At 69.1% G+C, this 17,742-nt stretch carries 17 protein-coding genes; 10 read left to right on the top strand and 7 right to left on the bottom strand.

Annotation, left to right across the window (positions count from 1 at the left end; all coding sequences use genetic code 11):
- Positions 1-178 precede the first annotated feature (178 nt).
- From ABT367_RS27765 to ABT367_RS27735, 7 genes are all read left to right on the top strand, one after another.
- On the top strand, positions 179-1,273 hold the full coding sequence (locus tag ABT367_RS27765) for a BMP family lipoprotein (protein WP_352255853.1): 1,095 nt from the start codon (positions 179-181) through the stop codon (positions 1,271-1,273).
- A 214-nt stretch (positions 1,274-1,487) separates the two neighbouring features.
- Positions 1,488-2,546 (top strand): BMP family lipoprotein, encoded by a 1,059-nt coding sequence (locus tag ABT367_RS27760; protein WP_352255851.1) that lies wholly within the window; start codon positions 1,488-1,490, stop codon positions 2,544-2,546.
- 176 nt (positions 2,547-2,722) lie between these two features.
- On the top strand, positions 2,723-4,390 hold the full coding sequence (locus tag ABT367_RS27755; RefSeq protein ID WP_352255849.1) for an ABC transporter ATP-binding protein: 1,668 nt from the start codon (positions 2,723-2,725) through the stop codon (positions 4,388-4,390).
- On the top strand, positions 4,387-5,499 hold the full coding sequence (locus ABT367_RS27750) for an ABC transporter permease (protein ID WP_352255847.1): 1,113 nt from the start codon (positions 4,387-4,389) through the stop codon (positions 5,497-5,499). The genes ABT367_RS27755 and ABT367_RS27750 overlap by 4 nt, the downstream gene beginning before the upstream one ends.
- A complete protein-coding gene (locus ABT367_RS27745; RefSeq protein WP_352255845.1) occupies positions 5,496-6,758 on the top strand; it encodes an ABC transporter permease in 1,263 nt (420 codons plus the stop codon). Before ABT367_RS27750 ends, ABT367_RS27745 begins: the two co-directional genes overlap by 4 nt.
- On the top strand, positions 6,755-7,156 hold the full coding sequence (locus ABT367_RS27740) for a cytidine deaminase (RefSeq protein ID WP_352255843.1): 402 nt from the start codon (positions 6,755-6,757) through the stop codon (positions 7,154-7,156). Before ABT367_RS27745 ends, ABT367_RS27740 begins: the two co-directional genes overlap by 4 nt.
- 63 nt (positions 7,157-7,219) lie before the next feature.
- A complete protein-coding gene (locus tag ABT367_RS27735; RefSeq protein WP_352255842.1) occupies positions 7,220-8,497 on the top strand; it encodes a thymidine phosphorylase in 1,278 nt (425 codons plus the stop codon).
- Between the two features lie 95 nt (positions 8,498-8,592).
- On the opposite strand, the gene ABT367_RS27730 is transcribed toward ABT367_RS27735, so the two are convergent.
- The 4 genes from ABT367_RS27730 to ABT367_RS27715 form a co-directional block, all read right to left on the bottom strand.
- A complete protein-coding gene (locus ABT367_RS27730) occupies positions 8,593-8,928 on the bottom strand; it encodes an STAS domain-containing protein (protein ID WP_352255840.1) in 336 nt (111 codons plus the stop codon).
- A 159-nt stretch (positions 8,929-9,087) separates the two neighbouring features.
- Positions 9,088-10,095 carry a sigma-70 family RNA polymerase sigma factor gene (locus ABT367_RS27725; RefSeq protein WP_352255839.1) on the bottom strand — a complete coding sequence of 336 codons (1,008 nt, stop codon included), beginning with the start codon at positions 10,093-10,095 and terminating at the stop codon, positions 9,088-9,090.
- 125 nt (positions 10,096-10,220) lie between these two features.
- The gene (locus tag ABT367_RS27720; protein WP_352255838.1) at positions 10,221-10,916 is read right to left on the bottom strand and encodes a L,D-transpeptidase; all 696 of its coding nucleotides are present in this window, start codon (positions 10,914-10,916) and stop codon (positions 10,221-10,223) included.
- Positions 10,917-11,040: 124 nt separating this feature from the next.
- Positions 11,041-12,330 (bottom strand): MFS transporter, encoded by a 1,290-nt coding sequence (locus tag ABT367_RS27715; RefSeq protein WP_352255836.1) that lies wholly within the window; start codon positions 12,328-12,330, stop codon positions 11,041-11,043.
- A 62-nt stretch (positions 12,331-12,392) separates the two neighbouring features.
- Here ABT367_RS27715 and ABT367_RS27710 point away from each other — a divergent pair, with 62 nt between their 5' ends.
- Entirely contained in the window at positions 12,393-13,376 is a 984-nt protein-coding gene (locus tag ABT367_RS27710; protein WP_352255835.1) for a LysR family transcriptional regulator, read from the top strand.
- 3 nt (positions 13,377-13,379) lie between these two features.
- Here the strand turns inward: ABT367_RS27710 and ABT367_RS27705 are convergent, their stop codons facing one another.
- Entirely contained in the window at positions 13,380-14,147 is a 768-nt protein-coding gene (locus tag ABT367_RS27705; RefSeq protein ID WP_352255834.1) for a prolyl oligopeptidase family serine peptidase, read from the bottom strand.
- Positions 14,148-14,305: 158 nt separating this feature from the next.
- Between ABT367_RS27705 and ABT367_RS27700 the strand changes: the two genes are divergently transcribed.
- Entirely contained in the window at positions 14,306-15,451 is a 1,146-nt protein-coding gene (locus ABT367_RS27700; protein ID WP_352255833.1) for an adenosine deaminase, read from the top strand.
- Between the two features lie 147 nt (positions 15,452-15,598).
- Positions 15,599-16,030, top strand: a complete 432-nt coding sequence (locus ABT367_RS27695; RefSeq protein WP_352255832.1) for an ATP-binding protein — start codon at positions 15,599-15,601, stop codon at positions 16,028-16,030.
- Between the two features lie 101 nt (positions 16,031-16,131).
- Here ABT367_RS27695 and ABT367_RS27690 read toward each other — a convergent pair whose 3' ends face one another.
- Positions 16,132-16,350: a PspC domain-containing protein gene (locus ABT367_RS27690; protein WP_352255831.1), complete on the bottom strand. Its 219-nt coding sequence runs from the start codon at positions 16,348-16,350 to the stop codon at positions 16,132-16,134.
- A gap of 90 nt (positions 16,351-16,440) precedes the next feature.
- Positions 16,441-16,989 (bottom strand): VanZ family protein, encoded by a 549-nt coding sequence (locus ABT367_RS27685; RefSeq protein WP_352255829.1) that lies wholly within the window; start codon positions 16,987-16,989, stop codon positions 16,441-16,443.
- Between the last annotated feature and the right edge of the window lie 753 nt (positions 16,990-17,742).

Raw genomic sequence — 17,742 nt, 5'->3', positions numbered from 1 at the left:
CGACTCACCCGCACGCGCCCTCGCCACGTTTCGATAACGTCCCGGCGAAACCCCGTTCCCCTGCATTTCTACGCGCGTTACTGTGCGCCGAAACCAGCGTCACTGCGCGCTGAAATCGGCGTCCGCAGGGGCGCGTTGGGGATCGTGGGGGTCGTTGGGGATGAAGGGGATGCTTCCAATGCGGCAGAAGCGGCGGATATCGAGGCTCTCCAGGGTGGCTGTGGCGGTCTCCGCCCTGGCCCTCGCGGCGAGTGCATGCGGCAAGACCAGCACCGAGAGCAACACGCCGGAAGAGACCAAGGGCGGCGACAAGGCGGGCAGCTCCGCGTACAAGGGCAAGGGCATCGGCCTCGCGTACGACATCGGCGGCCAGGGCGACCAGTCGTTCAACGACGCCGCGTACGCCGGGTACGAGAAGGCCAAGGCGGAGTTCAAGATCGGCGGCGTGGACGTCGAGCCGTCGGACGGTGAGTCGGACGCCGACAAGGTGCAGCGCCTGACCTCGCTCGCGAAGCAGGGCTACAACCCGGTGATCGGCGTCGGCTTCGTCTACGCCAAGGCCGTCGGCGAAGTGAGCAAGAAGTTCCCCAAGACGACCTTCGGGCTCATCGACGATGTCACCGTCAAGGAGCCGAACGTAGCGGGCCTGGCCTTCTCCGAGGAGCAGGGTTCGTATCTCGCGGGTGTCGCGGCCGCCAAGGCGACCAAGACGAAGACCGTCGGCTTCATCGGCGGCGTGGAGATCCCGCTGATCAAGAAGTTCGAAGCGGGCTTCGTCCAGGGTGTCCAGGACACCGACAAGTCGGTGAAGGTCAAGACCCAGTACCTCACGCAGCCGCCCAACTTCGACGGCTTCTCCAAGCCGGACCTCGGCAGGGAAGCGGCCAAGGGCCAGCTCGACGACGGCGCCGACGTGATCTACCACGCCGCCGGACTCGCCGGTCAGGGCTCGATCGAGGCCGTCGCCGCCGAGAAGAAGTGGGCGATCGGTGTCGACTCGGACCAGTACAACCAGAAGGCCCTCGACAAGCAGAAGGCCTACATCCTCACTTCGATGACCAAGGACGTCGGCGGGGCGGTCTACTCGCTCACCAAGTCGGTCGTCGAGGGCAAGCCGCTCAGCGGCGAGCAGCGCTTCGACCTCAAGGCCGGCGGCGTGGGCCTGTCCGACTCCAACCCCGCGTTCAAGGAGATGACCGACGTCGTCGAGGCCGTCGCGAAGGCCAAGAAGGCCATCGAGGACGGGACCATCACGGTGAAGTCCACTCCGTAACTCTTCGTCACCCGAGGATGACCCACTGCGCCGGACCGGCCGTTTCCGCTGGTCCGGCGCATTGCTTTGGCGCATGGGACAAAAGCCGCAAGCTGTGAGTCCAGTCACCAGCGGATAACAGGTGTTCCCAAGCGGTTTTAACTTTTGTCTACGCGCGTTACGCTGCGGCGAAACCTGCGCCACCTCCTGGCGCTTGCACAAAGGAGTACGACCCATGCACCGGGTGTCCCGATTCGCGGTTGCAGGCGCAGCTGCCACCGCGCTCGCCGTCTCCCTTGCCGCCTGTGGCGGCAAGTCCACCGACTCCAGCTCGTCGTCCTCGGACGACTCCAAGGGCAAGGGCGTCGCCATCGCCTACGACATCGGCGGCAAGGGCGACCAGTCCTTCAACGACGCTGCTTACGCGGGCATGGAGCGCGCGATGAAGGAGCTGAAGATCGGCGGCGAGGACGTCGAGCCCTCGGACGGCGAGTCGGACGCCGACAAGATCCAGCGCCTCACCTCGCTGGCCAAGCAGGGGTACAACCCGGTCATCGGTGTCGGCTTCGCGTACGCGCCGGCCGTCAAGGAGGTGGCCGCGAAGTTCCCGGACACCACCTTCGGCATCGTCGACGACGAGACCGTCCAGGCGAAGAACGTCGCGGACCTCGTCTTCTCCGAGGAGCAGGGCTCCTACCTCGCGGGTGTGGCCGCCGCCAAGGCGACCAAGTCGAAGACCGTCGGCTTCGTCGGCGGTGTCGAGACCCCGCTGATCAAGAAGTTCCAGGCCGGCTACGAGCAGGGCGTCAAGGACACCGACCCGTCGGTCAAGGTCCGCTCGCAGTACCTGACCCAGCCGCCCAACTTCGACGGCTTCTCCAAGCCCGACCTCGGCAAGGAAGCCGCCAAGGGCATGATCGACGGTGGCGCCGACGTGGTCTACCACGCCGCGGGCCTGGCCGGTCAGGGCTCCATCGAGGCCGCCGCCGAAGCCAAGAAGTGGGCGATCGGTGTCGACTCGGACCAGTACAACCAGAAGGCGCTGGCCAAGTACAAGGACCACATCCTGACCTCGGTCACCAAGGGTGTCTCCGACGCGGTCTTCAACCTCGCCAAGTCGGTCCAGGACGGCAAGCCCGAGACGGGCGTCATCCGCGCCGACCTGAAGTCCGGTGGTGTCGCTCTGGCCGACTCCAACCCCGACTTCATGAAGATGACCGAGGTACAGGAGGCCGTCAAGAAGGCCGAAGAGGGCATCAAGGACGGTTCGATCAAGGTCAAGACGACCCCGTAATACCTGAAGTCGCGACGTTCACTGTCGTGACACGGGACGGGAACGGGGTACGGCGAGCATCATCTCTCCGTACCCCGTTCCAGTCCGCGCAGAAGGCCATCCGCACGAGGCCTTCGCGCGACAACACCTTCAACACTGACGTTGAACCAGGGGCGTTGCGCAGGACGCCCCAACCCTTGAGGAGAGTCGCCATCAAAGCGTCCAGCAGCCCTCCGGCCGACGGCCAGGCGCCTGCCGTAGAACTGGCGGGCATCACCAAGCGCTTCCCCGGTGTCGTGGCCAACCACGACATCCACTTCAGCGTCCGCAAGGGCACCGTGCACGCCCTGGTCGGCGAGAACGGCGCGGGCAAGTCGACGCTGATGAAGATCCTCTACGGCATGCAGAAGCCGGACGAGGGCACCATCGCGATCAACGGCGAGCAGGTGTCCCTCGGCAGCCCGGCCGACGCGATCGCCCGCGGCATCGGCATGGTGCACCAGCACTTCATGCTCGCCGACCAGCTCACGGTCCTGGAGAACGTGGTGCTCGGCAGCGAGAAGCTGCACGGCATCGGCGGCCAGGCCCGTAAGAAGATCAAAGAGATCTCCGAGGCCTACGGACTCGGGGTCAAGCCCCACGCCCTGGTCGAGAATCTCGGTGTCGCCGACCGCCAGCGCGTGGAGATCCTCAAGGTCCTCTACCGCGGCGCCCGCACGCTGATCCTCGACGAGCCGACCGCGGTGCTCGTGCCGCAGGAGGTCGACGCGCTCTTCGACAACCTCCGCGAGCTCAAGGCCGAGGGCCTGTCCGTCATCTTCATCTCGCACAAGCTGGGTGAAGTCCTCGCCGTCGCCGACGAGATCACGGTCATCCGCCGCGGTACGACGGTGGGCACGGCCGTCCCCTCGGAGACCACGCCGCGCCAGCTGGCGGAGCTGATGGTGGGCAGCGCGCTGCCGACCCCCGAGACCAGCGAGTCGACGGTCACCGACCGCCCGATGATCCAGGTCGAGGGACTGCGCCTGGAGGGCGAGGGCGGCCGTGCGCTGCTCGACGACATCTCCTTCACGATCCACGAGGGCGAAGTCCTCGGTATCGCGGGCGTCGAGGGCAACGGGCAGACCGAGCTGATCGACGCGCTCATCGGCCTCAAGGGCGCCGACTCGGGCACGATCCGCCTGTCCGGCGACGAGATCACCACCTGGCCGACGCGCAAGCGCCGCGAGGACGGCATCGGATACATCCCCGAGGACCGCCACCGCCACGGCCTGCTCCTGGAATCCCCGCTGTGGGAGAACCGCATCCTCGGCCACGTCACCGAGAAGCCCAACGCCAAGGGCGTCTGGCTGGACCTCAAGGCCGCGCAGGCCGACACCAAGCGGATCGTCGAGGAGTACGACGTCCGCACGCCCGGTATCGACGTCACCGCGGCCTCCCTCTCCGGCGGCAACCAGCAGAAGCTGATCGTCGGCCGCGAGATGAGCCACAAGCCGCGCTTCCTGATCGCCGCCCACCCCACCCGCGGTGTGGACGTCGGCGCGCAGGCGCAGATCTGGGACCAGATCCGCGAGGCCCGCCGCGAAGGACTCGCGGTGCTCCTCATCTCCGCGGACCTGGACGAGCTGATCGGTCTCTCCGACACCCTGCGCGTGATCTACCGCGGCAAGTTCGTCGCGGACGCCGACCCGGCGACCATCACGCCCGAGGAGCTCGGCTCGGCGATGACCGGTGCCGCCACCGGTCATCTGGAGCACGACGAGGACGCCGAGCTCAGCGAGGCCATCCTGCTGGAGCAGGAAGCGCGCGAAGCCGCTCCCACCGCGCAGGACACGCAGGACGCCCCGGAGGACGAGGCCCGATGAAGAAGTTCGACAAGGAGCGGGTGCTGCTCGCACTCGCCGGACCGGCCATCGCGCTGGTCGTGGCCGTGGCACTGACCTCGATCGTGCTGATCGTTTCGGGCAAGAGCCCGTTCGAGCCGTACTCGATCATGTTCGAGCAGGCCACGTTCTCCGACATCCAGGTCCTGATCATCAACCAGGCCACGATGTACTACCTGGCCGCCGTCGCCGTCGCCGTCGGTTTCCGGATGAACCTGTTCAACATCGGCGTCGACGGCCAGTACCGCCTGGCCGCGATGACCACCGCACTGGTCGGCGCGCATATCGCACTGCCGTCGTTCCTGCAGGTGCCGATGCTGATCATCGTCGCGATGCTCACCGGCGCCTTCTGGGCCGGTATCGCGGGCGTACTCAAGACCACCCGCGGCGTCAGCGAGGTCGTCGCCACGATCATGCTGAACGCCATCGCGACCAGCCTGATCGCCTGGCTGACCCTGACCGAGAACTTCGGCGTCGCGGTCGGCAACAACTCGACCACCGGCGAGATGAAGGAGTCGGGTTGGGTCTCCGGCTTCGAAGGCGCCGGCGGCGAGATCTACGGTCTGATCGTGCTCGCGGTCCTGGTCGGCATCGCCTACTGGCTGGTCCTCGGCCGCACCCGCTTCGGCTTCGACCTGCGCGCCACCGGCGCCTCCGAGTCGGCCGCCGCGGCGAGCGGTGTGAACGCCAAGCGCATGGTGCTCACCGCCATGCTGATCTCCGGCGCCCTGGCCGGCCTCGCCGGTCTGCCCATCCTGCTGGGCGACTCCCACACGTACGGTCTGACCTTCCCGACGGGCCTCGGCTTCACCGCCATCGGGATCGCACTCCTCGGCCGCAACCACCCGGTCGGCATCGCGTTCGCGGCGCTGCTCTGGGCCTGGCTCGACAAGGCCTCCCAGGAGCTCGACTACAAGGGATACGACAAGGAGATCGCGGTCATCATGCAGGGCCTGATCGTCCTCGCCGTGGTGATCTCGTACGAGGCCGTACGCCAGTGGGGCCTCAAGCGTCAGCAGCAGCGCGTCGGCGAAGAGCTCGCCGCAGCCGCCCGTAAGAGCAAGAGCAACGAGGAGGTGGCTGCCCGATGAGCACGGCAACCGACGTCAACAAGCCCAAGGTGCAGCCGAGTCCGTCCGGCCGCAAGCTCTCCCTGGCCCAGGTCATGATCGGTGTCGCGGGCCTCCTTGTCCTCGTCTCGATCGTCCGCCTCATCACCGGCGCCGACGGCATCACCTCCGTCGGCCAGATGTCCACCGCACTCAAGCTCGCCGTGCCGATCGGCCTCGCCGGTCTCGGCGGTCTGTGGGCCGAGCGCGCGGGCGTCGTGAACATCGGCCTCGAAGGCATGATGATCCTCGGCACCTGGTTCGGTGCCTGGGCCGGCTACCAGTGGGGGCCGTGGACCGGCCTCCTCATGGGTGTGGTCGGCGGTGCGATCGGCGGTCTGATCCACGCGATCGCCACGGTCACCTTCAAGGTCAACCACATCGTCTCCGGTGTCGCGATCAACATCCTCGCGATCGGCGCGACCCGCTACATGTCGACCTTCGCCTTCGAGGACGTCGAGGGCGGCACCTCGAAGCAGTCCCCGCCCGTCGAATCCCTCGGCAACTTCTCGATCCCGGGCCTGTCCACCTGGCTGGACTCGCTCAACGAGAAGGGCTGGTTCCTGATCTCGGACATCGCGGGCCTGCTCGGCGGCGCGATGACGAACCTGTCGCCCCTGACGGTCATCGCCATCGCCCTGGTCCCGTTCACCTGGTGGGCGCTGTGGCGCACGTCCTTCGGTCTGCGCCTGCGCTCCTGCGGTGAGCACCCGGTCGCGGCCGAGTCGCTGGGCGTCAACGTCTACAAGTACAAGTACCTCGCCGTGATCATCTCGGGTGGTTTCGCGGGCCTCGGCGGTGCGTTCCTCTCGATCGTGTCGGCCAGCTTCTACCTCGAAGGCCAGACCGGCGGCCGCGGCTACATCGGTCTCGCCTCGATGATCTCCGGCAACTGGATGCCGGGCGGACTCGCCATGTCCGCGGGTCTGTTCGGCTACACGGACAGCCTCAACCTCCGTGGCGGTGGCGTGAACGTCCACGCGCTGCTGCTGCTCCTGGTCTTCCTCCTGGTCCTCTCGGCCGGCTGGCAGCTCTGGCGCAAGCGGTACGTGCCGGCCGTGATCACCTCGGCCGTGGCGGCCCTGATCCTGGTCTGGTACCTGCTCACGGACGAGGTCCCGAGCCAGTTCGTGACGGCCACGCCGTACGTGGCGACGCTCCTGGTCCTGGCCCTGTCGGCCCAGCGCCTGAGGATGCCGAAGGCGGACGGCCTGCCCTACTACAGAGGCCAGGGCAAATGACGACTCCCGCTCAGGAAACTGACTGGGAGGGACTTCGGGCGCAGGCCCGGGACGCGATGTCCCGGGCCTACGCCCCGTACTCGAACTATCCGGTCGGCGCGGCGGCTCTGGTCTCCGACGGCCGGGTGGTGACGGGCTGCAACGTCGAGAACGCCTCGTACGGGCTCGGGCTGTGCGCGGAGTGCGGCCTGGTCTCCTCGCTCGCCGCGGGCGGCGGAGGCCGGCTCACGCACTTCACATGCGTCGACGGCACGGGCGCGGTCCTGGTCCCGTGCGGCCGCTGCCGCCAGCTCCTTTACGAGTTCGGCGGCCCGGAGCTCCTGGTGGAGACCCCGGAGGGCGTCCTGCCCTTGTCGGCCATGTTGCCGCAGGCATTCGGTCCTGATCACCTGAAGTAAGAGCGGGGTTCCCCGAACCCCGGCCGCAGTACCACCACGCACCGCACGAACGAGGAAGGCCCCATGGACGCCATCACCGTCATCCGAGCCAAGCGGGACCGGGGAGAGCTGACCCCCGAGCAGATCGACTGGGTCATCGACGCGTACACGCGGGGCGAGGTGGCCGACTATCAGATGGCCGCCCTGAACATGGCGATCCTGCTCAACGGCATGAACCGCCGCGAGATCGCCCGCTGGACCGCCGCCATGATCGCCTCCGGCGAGCGCATGAGCTGGGACAGCCTCTCCCGCCCCACCGCCGACAAGCACTCCACGGGCGGCGTGGGCGACAAGATCACGCTGCCGCTCGCGCCGCTCGTCGCGGCCTGCGGCGCGGCCGTTCCGCAGCTCAGCGGGCGCGGTCTCGGCCACACCGGCGGCACCCTCGACAAGCTGGAGTCGATCCCCGGCTGGCGCGCGCTGCTCTCCAACGCCGAGATGCTCGACGTACTCGACTCGACCGGCGCGGTGATCTGCGCGGCGGGCGACGGTCTCGCGCCCGCCGACAAGAAGCTGTACGCGCTGCGCGATGTCACCGGCACCGTCGAGGCGATCCCGCTGATCGCCTCGTCGATCATGTCGAAGAAGATCGCCGAGGGTACGGGCTCGCTCGTCCTCGACGTCAAGGTCGGCTCGGGCGCGTTCATGAAGAACATCGAGGACGCCCGCGAACTCGCCTCCACCATGGTCGAGTTGGGCACCGACAGCGGCGTCCGTACGGTCGCGCTGCTCACCGACATGGCGACGCCGCTCGGCCTCACGGCGGGCAACGCCCTCGAAGTACGGGAATCCGTCGAGGTGTTGGCGGGCGGCGGCCCGTCCGACGTGGTCGAGCTGACCCTCGCCCTCGCCCGCGAGATGCTGGACGCGGCGGGCATCAAGGACGCGGACCCGGCGAAGGCCCTCGCGGACGGCTCCGCGATGGATGTCTGGCGTCGGATGATCTCCGCGCAGGGCGGCGACCCCGACGCGGAGCTCCCCACCTCCCGCGAGCAGCACGTGGTGACGGCCCCGTCCTCGGGCGTCCTGACCCGTCTCGACGCGTACGACGTGGGCGTGGCCGCATGGCGCCTGGGCGCGGGCCGCGCGCGCAAGGAGGACCCGGTGCAGGCGGCGGCGGGCGTCGAGCTGCACGCGAAGCCGGGCGACTCGGTGCAGGCGGGTGCGCCGCTGATGACGCTGCACACGGATACGCCGGAGCGCTTCGAGTACGCCCTCGAGTCCCTGACGTCGGCGTACGACATCGCCCCTGCCGGCACGGCCTTCTCGCCGTCCTCGATCGTCCTGGACCGGATCGCCTGATCGAAGAAGGGACCTTCTGTTCCGGAGAGCGCCCGTTTTGGGCGATTTCCCGGAACAGAAGGTCCCTTTCTCGTTCACCGGACCGGATCCGACGGTCAGATCAGGTCGGGGTCCGGTTCGCGGCCGCGGTGCTCCACAACCCCTAACGTCTCGGCCAGGCCGGTCAGTTGGAGCAGCCGCACCAGCGCCGGTCCGGGGTCGCGGATGCGGGTGCCCGCTCCCGCTCTGCGGGCCGTCAGGCGTAGTCGGGCGAGCGCGTCGAGGACGGCGAAGTCCGCCTGGCCAGCGCGGTGCAGGGCGTGGGCGTCGAGCACCACCTCGGCCGCGCCGGTCAACTCCAGCTGCCCGCGAAGGTGCTCGCAGAGCTGGGGTACCTGGGCGCGGGTGAGAGGCGCGGCGAGGCGGACGACGAGGGGCTCAACGGCAGTCATACAGGGAAGACCGCCCGGGCACCGAAAACTCATCGCTCCCCGGCCGGACGGCCCGGCCCTCAGCCCTCGCAGGGGCCTGCCGATCGGCCGCCCCTACGCATCCGCGAGCCGGCGCCCTGACGCACCGGCCGACCGTTCACGCCGGCCAGGCAGCCGCCCCTACGCCCCCGCCTCCAACTTCTCCGGCAACCCGAACAACGGGAACCACCGCTTCGTATCCAGGAATGCGTTGAGCCCCGAGATCTTTCCGTCCGTGATCTCGATGACCTGCAGCGCCCACGGCGAGTACGAACCGTCCTCGTTGAGGTGGTACTGCCCGAACGCCGGTGTCCCGTTGGCGACCGTCGCGATGAGCTTTCCGTCGCGGCACTTCGCGCCCTGGACCAGATGCCAGTTGACGATGTCCTCGTGCCCGACCAGCCACAGGTCGAACGGGGGCATGGACATGATGGCGTCCTCGTGGAGCAGGGACGTCAGCGTCTCCATGTCATAGCCCTCGAAGGCCGCCACATAGCGGTCGAGCAGCTTCTGCTGGTCGTCGTCGAGCGGGTCGATCGTCTCCGTCTCGCGCACCCCGCCGGTGTCCGCGAGGGTGGCCCGCGCCCGCTGCAGCGCACTGTTCACCGACGCCACCGAGGTGTCGAGCAGCTCGGCCACCTCACTGGCCTTCCACGCGAGCACCTCGCGCAGGATCAGCACGGCACGCTGCTTGGCCGGCAGATGCTGCAGGGCCGCTACAAAGGCGAGCCGCACCGTCTCGCGGGCCACCGCGGTCTCCGCCGGGTCGGCCGACGACGGCAGCACCCGGCCGTCCGGTACGGGTTCGAGCCAGGTGATCTCCGAGCGTTCGTTCAGCACCGCGGTCGCCTGATGCGCCTGCTCGGTGAGGTCCATCGGACGCGCCCTCTTGTTGCCCGCATTCAGCATGTCCAAGCACACGTTGGTCGCGATCCGGTACAGCCACGAGCGCAGCGAGGACCGGCCCTCGAACTTGTCGTACGCGCGCCAGGCACGCACGAACGTGTCCTGCACGGCGTCCTCGGCCTCGAAGCCGGAACCGAGCATCCGGTAGCAATAACCGGTCAGCTCGGTCCGGTGCTTCTCCATCCGCAGGTCCAAGTCCCCCCTGGTCCCTGCCGCACCACTCAGATCAGACGATCCCGTCATTGGGTTCACCCCTGTAGCCCTCGACACTGGCACTTCGAAAGCTACAGGGCCCCACTGACAATCGCCCGTGAGCAGCGAAAACCCGTCCTATCCCTTGACAGCCGGCAGGGGAGGGGACGAAACCGTCACGTGCCGGCCTTGCGCCCGTACACGTACACGTCGTCGCCCTTCTTCAGCAGGCTCCAGTACGCCTGCGCATCGGCCTTGCGCATGTTCACGCACCCGCCCGAGCCCGGCGGCGCGTACATGCTCTTGTCGACCTGGTGGAAGGCGATCCCGCCGTCGAAGAACTGCGTGTACGGCATCCACACCTTGTAGATCGTCGACCAGTGGTTGAGCTTGCGCAGATAGATCTTCTTCGCGCCGGTCCTGGTCTCCGCCCCGTTGCGCCCCGTCCGCACCGGCACCGGACCGTACTTCAGCTTCGAACCGTCCTGGATCCAGCTGATCTGCAGCGTGAGGTTCACACACGCGATCCGGCCCTTGTTGGTGGGGCACTTGCCGGCCGCGTTGGGGTTCTTGCCCACGGCCTTCTGCTTGTTCATCAGGTTCATCACGCCCCAGGTGACGGGGCCCGCGTACCCGATGTTCGGCTTGATCAGGTGCTTCGTCTGGAAAGCCCGTATCGCCTTGCAGTCCGTCGAGGACTGCTTCCCGTCCACTTTCAGGCCGAGGAACTTCTCGACCTGCTTCTGGTACGGGCCCGTGCTCGTCGTACACGTGGCGGCCGCCGCCGAGCCGGCGCTCAGCGCCACGCTCAGCGGTACCACCAGTGCCGCGACCCCCGTCGCCGCCGCTGCTCTCCGGGTCTTTCTCCGCATGGCCGTCGTCCCCTTCCGGCGCAGTGTTGCTCTGTGCTGGTAGGACGGTTATGCAGTAGGCCTGGTTGTACGGAAATCGACACCAATTCAAGGGAAATTCGCGGGAGTTCGCAGCAGGTCGGGCTTACCGGGCCGCGATGAGCACCCGGCGTTCCACACGCGCCGCATGCGACCCGTAGAGCGTCACCGACACCACACCGAGGACGGCGATCAGACCGAGGACGACGGTCGCCGGCCAGCCGCCCGCGTGGAAGGCGAGCGCGCCCAGGGTTCCGCCGGCGCTGGAGCCGATGTAGTACGCGGACTGGTAGAGCGCCGAGGCCTGCGCGCGGCCCGTGGTCGCCGTACGGCTGACCGACGAGGAGGCCACCGCGTGCCCCGCGAAGAACCCGGCGGTGATCAGGACGAGCCCGAGCAGGATGCCCGCGAGGGAGTCGGTGAGGGAGAGCAGCAGTCCGGCCGTCGTCGTACCGACCGCGAGATACAGCGCCCCGCGCCGCCCGAGCCGGCCCACCAGCTTCCCCGCGGCGGCCGAGGAGACGGTGCCGACCAGATAGACCAGGAAGATCGAACCGACGATGCCCTGCGGCAGGTTGAACGGTTCGCCCACGAGCCGGTAGCCGATCACCGTGTACACGGCGCCGAACACGGTCATGAACAGCGCGCCGATCGCGTACAGCCGCACGAGCAGCGGGTTCGACAGATGCCCGCGCACCGTCCCGTACAAGGCTCGCGGGTTCAGTGAACCGGCCTGGAAGTTACGGGCCTTCGGCAGCAGCGCGCGGAACGCGAGCCCGCACACCAGCGCCATCACACCGACCGCGAGCAGCGCCGCCCGCCAGCCCCAGGCCTGCGCGACCCAGCCGGCGAGGATACGGCCGCTCATGCCGCCGATGCTGTTGCCCGCCACGAACAGGCCGACCGCCGCGACCAGCGCCTTCGGTCGGACCTCCTCCGCGAGATACGCCATCGCGGAGGCCGGGAGCCCGGCGAGCGCGGCGCCCTGTACGGCCCGAAGGACGACCAGCCAGCCGATGCTCGGCGCGAACGGTACGAGCAGCCCGACCAGGACCGCGACGCTCAGCGAGACGGTCATCAGGGTGCGCCGCCCGAACCGCTCCGAGAGCGCGCTCAGCGGCAGGACGAAGAGGGCCAGGGCGCCGGTCGCCGCGGAGACCGTCCAGCTCGCGTCGTCCGCGGTGACCGCGAACTCGCCCGAGATGGCGGGCAGCAGAGCCTGCGTGGAGTACAGGAGCGCGAAAGTGGCCAGTCCGGCGGCGAACAGCGCGAGGCTGATCCGGCGGTAGCCGGGCAGGCCGGGCGCGAGCCGGGTGTCTTGGGGGAGAGGGGCAGGGGACGCAGGGGTGAGGGCACCCGCAGGGTGGGCGGATGCCCCGCTACTGGCGGCAGGCATGCTTCGAAATTAGGCCGCCCCGATTCATGCGTCCAATGCACGGACTCGCCATAATCGTTCCCATGGTGCATGAGCAGAGGTCAGGGGCGGGGCTGTCACTGAACAGTGACACAAAAGACATCCAGGCCCTCGCCGAACTGGACCCCGAGTCGTGGTCGGCGATCCTCGCGCCCCGGCTCGCGTACTTCGCCGCGGTGGCCCGCGCCGAGCACGTCACGCGGGCCGCTCACCGGCTACAGGTCCCGCAGTCCACGGTCTCTCGCGCGCTCGTACGGCTCGAACGCGACCTGGGCGTCGACCTGTTCGCCCGCCACGGCCGTACGGTCTCGCTCACCGCGGCGGGCCGTACCTTCCTCGCCACGGTCGAGCGCGCACTGGGCGAGGTGGAGAGAGCGGCCGAGTCGGTACGGGCCGACGCCGACCCCGAGTCCGGCAAGGTCGCCTTCGGCTTCCTGCACACCATGGGCTCGGAGACGGTGCCGAGCCTGATCCGCGAGTTCCGCGCCGACCACCCCCGGGTCCGCTTCACCCTCGTCCAGAACTACGGGGAGTGGATGCTGGAGCATCTGCGCTCGGGAGAACTCGACCTCTGCCTGACGTCCCCGGTCCCCGACGCCCCCGACCTGGCCGCCCGCCGCCTCGACGAACAGCGCCTGCGTCTGGTCGTCCCCGAGGACCACCGCCTCGCGACCCGCAAACGCATCCGGCTCGCGGAGGCCGCCGAGGAGACCTTCATCATGCTGGAGCCGGGCTACGGCCTGCGCCGCATCACCGACGACCTGTGCGCCGAGGCCGGCTTCCGCCCCCGTATCGCCTTCGAGGGCGAGGAAGCGGAGACCCTGCGCGGCCTGGTCGCGGTCGGCCTGGGCGTGGCGCTTCTGCCGCCACCCGCCGTACCTCGCAAGGGAGTTGTGGAACTGACGATCACGGGACAGCGCGCGGTCCGCGAGATCGGAGTCGCCTGGCTGGAGGGCCACCCGGACACACCGCCGGTGGCGGCGTTCAAGAGGTTCCTGCTCACGAGGAAGGGGCGGCTCCTCGCGTGAGGGCTATCGCATGAGTGCCCGCCCGAACCCCGAGGCCAGCGGCATCCGCAGCCCCAGGGGCGGCGGCGCCGCGAACGCGTCCGCCACCGGCCGCGCGAACGGCTGCCCGAACAGGGCCCCCCGTACGAAATCCACCGCCAGCGCGAACACCTCCGCCCGGTGCTGCATCATCGCGTGCCCGTCCGAGTGCACCTCGAAGCGTGCGGTGTCCCGGTTGGCCTTCTTCAGGCGTTCGGCGAAACGGAACGACAGCTCGGGGTCGGTCCGTTCGTCATTGGTGCCGTGCGCGATCAGCACATGACGGCCGACGAGCTGCTTCACCGGTTCGGGCGCGCGCGCCACGTCCTTCTCCGGCAGCCATGGGGCCAGTGCGAGCACCGAGTTGACCGCACTGTGCCCGCCCGCGTGCAGCGCGGCCCTGCCGCCCATGTCGATCCCGGCGAGGCAGACGGGCACGTCGCCGTAGCGCCGTACGACCTCGTCGGCGGCCCAGAGCGCGTCGGCGGCGGGCTGGGCGTCGGCCCCGTTCCAGCCGCGGCACCGATAGTGCACGGCATGCGCGACCAGGCCTTCCTCGCGCCCGGCGCGGGCCAGCCTGCGGCCCAGCGCGCGTACGTTGGCGAGCGCGAACGGGTGGGCGCGCCGCGCGGAGGTCTCATCGCCCGCCGGCAGCAGCAGCACCACACCGCCCACCGCGCGCCCCGGCGTCAGCTCCTGCCCGATGGCGCGCCCAAGTCGGGCCTCACGCCCCGGAATTGCTTGCTGTGTCACGGCAGAACAGTCTCAGAAATGCGGGTGTACGCAACCTTTACCGTGGGTCACTGTTACGTATCGACGTCCGATGTCCCACTGTGGCGGGCCGGACGCCGCGGTGAAGGAATTCCGCACGGACCAGCGCGCTCTACGCGCGTAGGCGGTAGAGTGCGGCAATGACGAGCCAGACCACTCCCTCCCCGACCCCGGACCAGATCCGCCGGGCCCCCAAGGTGCTGCTTCACGACCACCTCGACGGCGGCCTGCGCCCCGGGACGATCATCGATCTCGCCCGCGAGAGCGGCTATGAAGGTCTCCCCGAGTCCGAGCCCGACAAGCTCGGCATCTGGTTCCGCGAAGCCGCCGACTCCGGCTCGCTGCCGCGCTACCTGGAGACCTTCGCGCACACCTGCGCCGTCATGCAGACCAAGGAAGCCCTCTTCCGGGTCGCCGCCGAGTGCGCCGAGGACCTCGCGGAGGACGGCGTCGTCTACGCCGAGATCCGGTACGCGCCCGAGCAGCACCTCGAGAAGGGCCTCACCCTCGAAGAGGTCGTCGAGGCGGTCAACGCGGGCTTCCGCGAGGGTGAGCGCCGCGCGAAGGAGAACGGGCACCGCATCCGCGTAGGCGCGCTGCTCACCGCGATGCGCCACGCGGCCCGCGCCCTGGAGATCGCCGAACTCGCCAACCGCTACCGCGACCTGGGCGTCGTCGGCTTCGACATCGCGGGCGCCGAGGCGGGCTTCCCGCCCACCCGCCACCTCGACGCCTTCGAGTACCTCAAGCGCGAGAACAACCACTTCACGATCCACGCCGGCGAGGCCTTCGGCCTTCCGTCCATCTGGCAGGCCCTGCAGTGGTGCGGCGCCGACCGCCTGGGTCACGGCGTGCGGATCATCGACGACATCCAGGTCGCCGACGACGGCACCGTGAAGCTCGGCCGGCTCGCCTCGTACGTACGCGACAAGCGCATCCCCCTCGAAATGTGCCCCACGTCCAATCTGCAGACGGGCGCGGCCACTTCGTACGCCGAGCACCCCATCGGGCTGCTGCGCAAGCTGCACTTCCGGGCCACGGTGAACACGGACAACCGCCTGATGTCCGGCACGAGCATGAGCCGTGAATTCGAGCACCTGGTCGGTACTTTCGGCTACACGCTCGATGACATGCAGTGGTTCACAGTCAATGCGATGAAATCAGCGTTCATTCCTTTCGATGAACGACTCGCCATGATCAACGACGTGATCAAGCCGGGTTACGCCGAGCTCAAGTCGGAGTGGCTGTTCCGGCAGACCGCTGCGACCAGCGGTTCCGAGGGCTGAGCGGGCGGAAAACGCAGATGGGGAAACGGCCGGGGAGATCAACTCCCGGCCGTTTTTCATACGTTGACGGTGTTTGCGGGCGCGTAGCAGGCCTCGATAGCTTGCGGGACCGCTCAAGAACTCCCCGTCTACAAGGACGTATTCACCATGAAGCAGTCTGCCAAGACCCTCGGTGTCGCCGCCCTCGGTGCCGCTTTCGCCGCAGCGGGCGCCGGCACCGCGTCGGCAGCTCCCGCTCTTCCGGACCCCGCCCAGGCCGTCGGTGCGGTCACCCAGGACCTTCCGGTCGGCCAGGTGACCAAGAGCCTGCCGGGCGCGACCGAGGCGGTGGACGCCGGGCAGGGTGCGCTCACGAACGGTCTGAGCACCGCCAAGCCGACCCTCGAGAAGTCGCTGCCGGCGGACACCGACCCGGTCGCGGGCCTGCTCGGCGGTCTGCCGGTGGGTGGTCTGCCGACGGGTGGCCTGCCGACGGGCGGTCTGCCGGTCGACGGTCTGCCGGTCAGCACCAACGGTCTGCCGGTCCAGGGTCTCCCCGCGGTTGACGGCCTCCCGGGTCTGCCGGGCCTCGGTGGCTGACGTACGCAGAGGAAGCGGAAAGGGCGCCCACCGGAGTCGTACTCCGGGCGGGCGCCCTTTCGCATGCTCTGTGCTCAGGATCCGTCCCCGGACCCCGGCCGCTACCACGCAGGCGCGGTGGTGTCCTTGCGGACGCTGTTCTTCTCGGCGGGCAGCAGCGCCCAGAGCGCCAGGTACAGCAGGAACTGGGGGCCCGGCAGCAGACACGAGACAAGAAAGATCACGCGCATCGTGGTCGCGGAGGTGCCGAAGCGCCGTGCCAGCGCTGCGCACACTCCGCCGATCATCCGTCCGTCACGGGGGCGGGAAAGGGCGGTCATGGTGGCTCCTTCGCGAACCGTAGGTGAGGCTCCTCGTCGGCGCCTCGGTGTACTTCAAAGCTACGGTCGCGAACGGGGCAAAGCGTCAGGCTACGGGGCGATCCCGACCCTGGGAATCGTCGGGGTCGGCCCCTGAGACGCCTCGTCCCTGGGCAGGGTCAGTCGCCCCGGCAGCCCCTGCCTGCGGCGGATACGGGCCCGCGCCGCGGGGACGAGGGCCAGATGTACGACGGCGACACCCACGGTGTTGAGCAGCAGCGAATCGATATCGACGACCTGACCCGGTACGGCGGTCTGCAGCAGCTCGATCCCGAGGGAGAGCATCGCCCCCGCCGCGACCGTCCGCAGGAACGACCCGAGCGTCGACGCCTGCAGTCGTCCCCCCGCCATCGGCAGCAGTACGCCCAGCGGCGCCAGCAGCAGCAGTGCCTCACCGATCCGGCGCGCGGCCTGGGCGGGCCCGAGCGCCAGGTCCGCCTTGATCCCGGCGAACGGCTGCAGGTTCGCCGCGGTCACCCACGGCACATCCAGGGGACGCAAGGTGAGCCAGCCGACGAAAGCGAGATGCGCGACGAGGAGGAGAACCCCTGTCGCACGAAAGCGGATGACGGCCGACCCGCCAAGTCCCTGACGCTGCACGCCCCCCTAGACGCAGGGATACGCGCAAACGGTTCCGCACGGGGCTGAAGCGGAGCAGTGCACTTGGACGGACGGCTCACCGGGGGTGCGGGTCTCGTCCCCGTCCGACTCCGGTGGGGCTTGGTCCGGGGTGCGGTCTCGTTGCCGGGTGCGCTCCGGTGGGGCTTGGTCCGGGGTGCGGTCCCGCTGCCGTCTGCGCTCCGGTGGGGCTTGGTCCGGGGTGCGGTCTCGTTGTCGGGTGCGGGTGGGTGGCGCCTGAGGTCTCGGTGGGGGGTGCGGGTGGGTGGTGCCTGCGGTCTCGGTGCGGGGCGGTGGGGGTGCGGGTGGGTGGTGCCAGAGGTCTCGGTGTGCGGTGCGGGTTGGTGGGGGTGCGGGTGGGCGCCTGCGGCGGGCGGTTTTCCCCTACCCGCCCCTTCCCGAAACTGGGGCTGCGCCCCAGACCCCGGATCCGAACTTCGTTCGGATGTCCTCAAACGCCGGACGGGCTGGTGGATTGCCGCAGCGCCGGACGGCGGGGGGGAGAGAGAAAGAGAAGCGAGCGGGTTTGTTGGCCCACCGGGCCTTGGCGGGGGCTCCGCCCCCTGCGCCCCTGGATGGGGGACGGAAGCCGTAGTCGGGCGGCTGCGGGCGGGGTGGGGGTGGGGAAGCGGGTGCGTTGACCGCCGGGGCTTGGCGGGGGCTCCGCCCCCTGCCCCCCCGGTGCAGCCCTCGCTCCCTGCACCGGGGCGATCGGAAGAGAACACGACAGAACTC

Source organism: Streptomyces mesophilus, from assembly GCF_040300965.1.
Taxonomy (GTDB): domain Bacteria; phylum Actinomycetota; class Actinomycetes; order Streptomycetales; family Streptomycetaceae; genus Streptomyces; species Streptomyces mesophilus_A.
The sequence above is the reverse complement of the archived record's forward strand: the minus strand, read 5'-3'. Positions and strand labels throughout refer to the sequence as shown.

Bases quoted from the DNA above. Each gene is read 5' to 3' on its own strand.
- ABT367_RS27765 (WP_352255853.1), top strand. From the start codon at position 179: ATGCGGCAGAAGCGGCGGATATCGAGGCTCTCCAGGGTGGCTGTGGCG.
- ABT367_RS27760 (WP_352255851.1), top strand. From the start codon at position 1,488: ATGCACCGGGTGTCCCGATTCGCGGTTGCAGGCGCAGCTGCCACCGCG.
- ABT367_RS27750 (WP_352255847.1), top strand. From the start codon at position 4,387: ATGAAGAAGTTCGACAAGGAGCGGGTGCTGCTCGCACTCGCCGGACCG.
- ABT367_RS27745 (WP_352255845.1), top strand. From the start codon at position 5,496: ATGAGCACGGCAACCGACGTCAACAAGCCCAAGGTGCAGCCGAGTCCG.
- ABT367_RS27740 (WP_352255843.1), top strand. From the start codon at position 6,755: ATGACGACTCCCGCTCAGGAAACTGACTGGGAGGGACTTCGGGCGCAG.
- ABT367_RS27735 (WP_352255842.1), top strand. From the start codon at position 7,220: ATGGACGCCATCACCGTCATCCGAGCCAAGCGGGACCGGGGAGAGCTG.
- ABT367_RS27730 (WP_352255840.1), bottom strand. From the start codon at position 8,928: ATGACTGCCGTTGAGCCCCTCGTCGTCCGCCTCGCCGCGCCTCTCACC.
- ABT367_RS27725 (WP_352255839.1), bottom strand. From the start codon at position 10,095: ATGACGGGATCGTCTGATCTGAGTGGTGCGGCAGGGACCAGGGGGGAC.
- ABT367_RS27720 (WP_352255838.1), bottom strand. From the start codon at position 10,916: ATGCGGAGAAAGACCCGGAGAGCAGCGGCGGCGACGGGGGTCGCGGCA.
- ABT367_RS27715 (WP_352255836.1), bottom strand. From the start codon at position 12,330: ATGCCTGCCGCCAGTAGCGGGGCATCCGCCCACCCTGCGGGTGCCCTC.
- ABT367_RS27710 (WP_352255835.1), top strand. From the start codon at position 12,393: ATGGTGCATGAGCAGAGGTCAGGGGCGGGGCTGTCACTGAACAGTGAC.
- ABT367_RS27700 (WP_352255833.1), top strand. From the start codon at position 14,306: ATGACGAGCCAGACCACTCCCTCCCCGACCCCGGACCAGATCCGCCGG.
- ABT367_RS27695 (WP_352255832.1), top strand. From the start codon at position 15,599: ATGAAGCAGTCTGCCAAGACCCTCGGTGTCGCCGCCCTCGGTGCCGCT.
- ABT367_RS27690 (WP_352255831.1), bottom strand. From the start codon at position 16,350: ATGACCGCCCTTTCCCGCCCCCGTGACGGACGGATGATCGGCGGAGTG.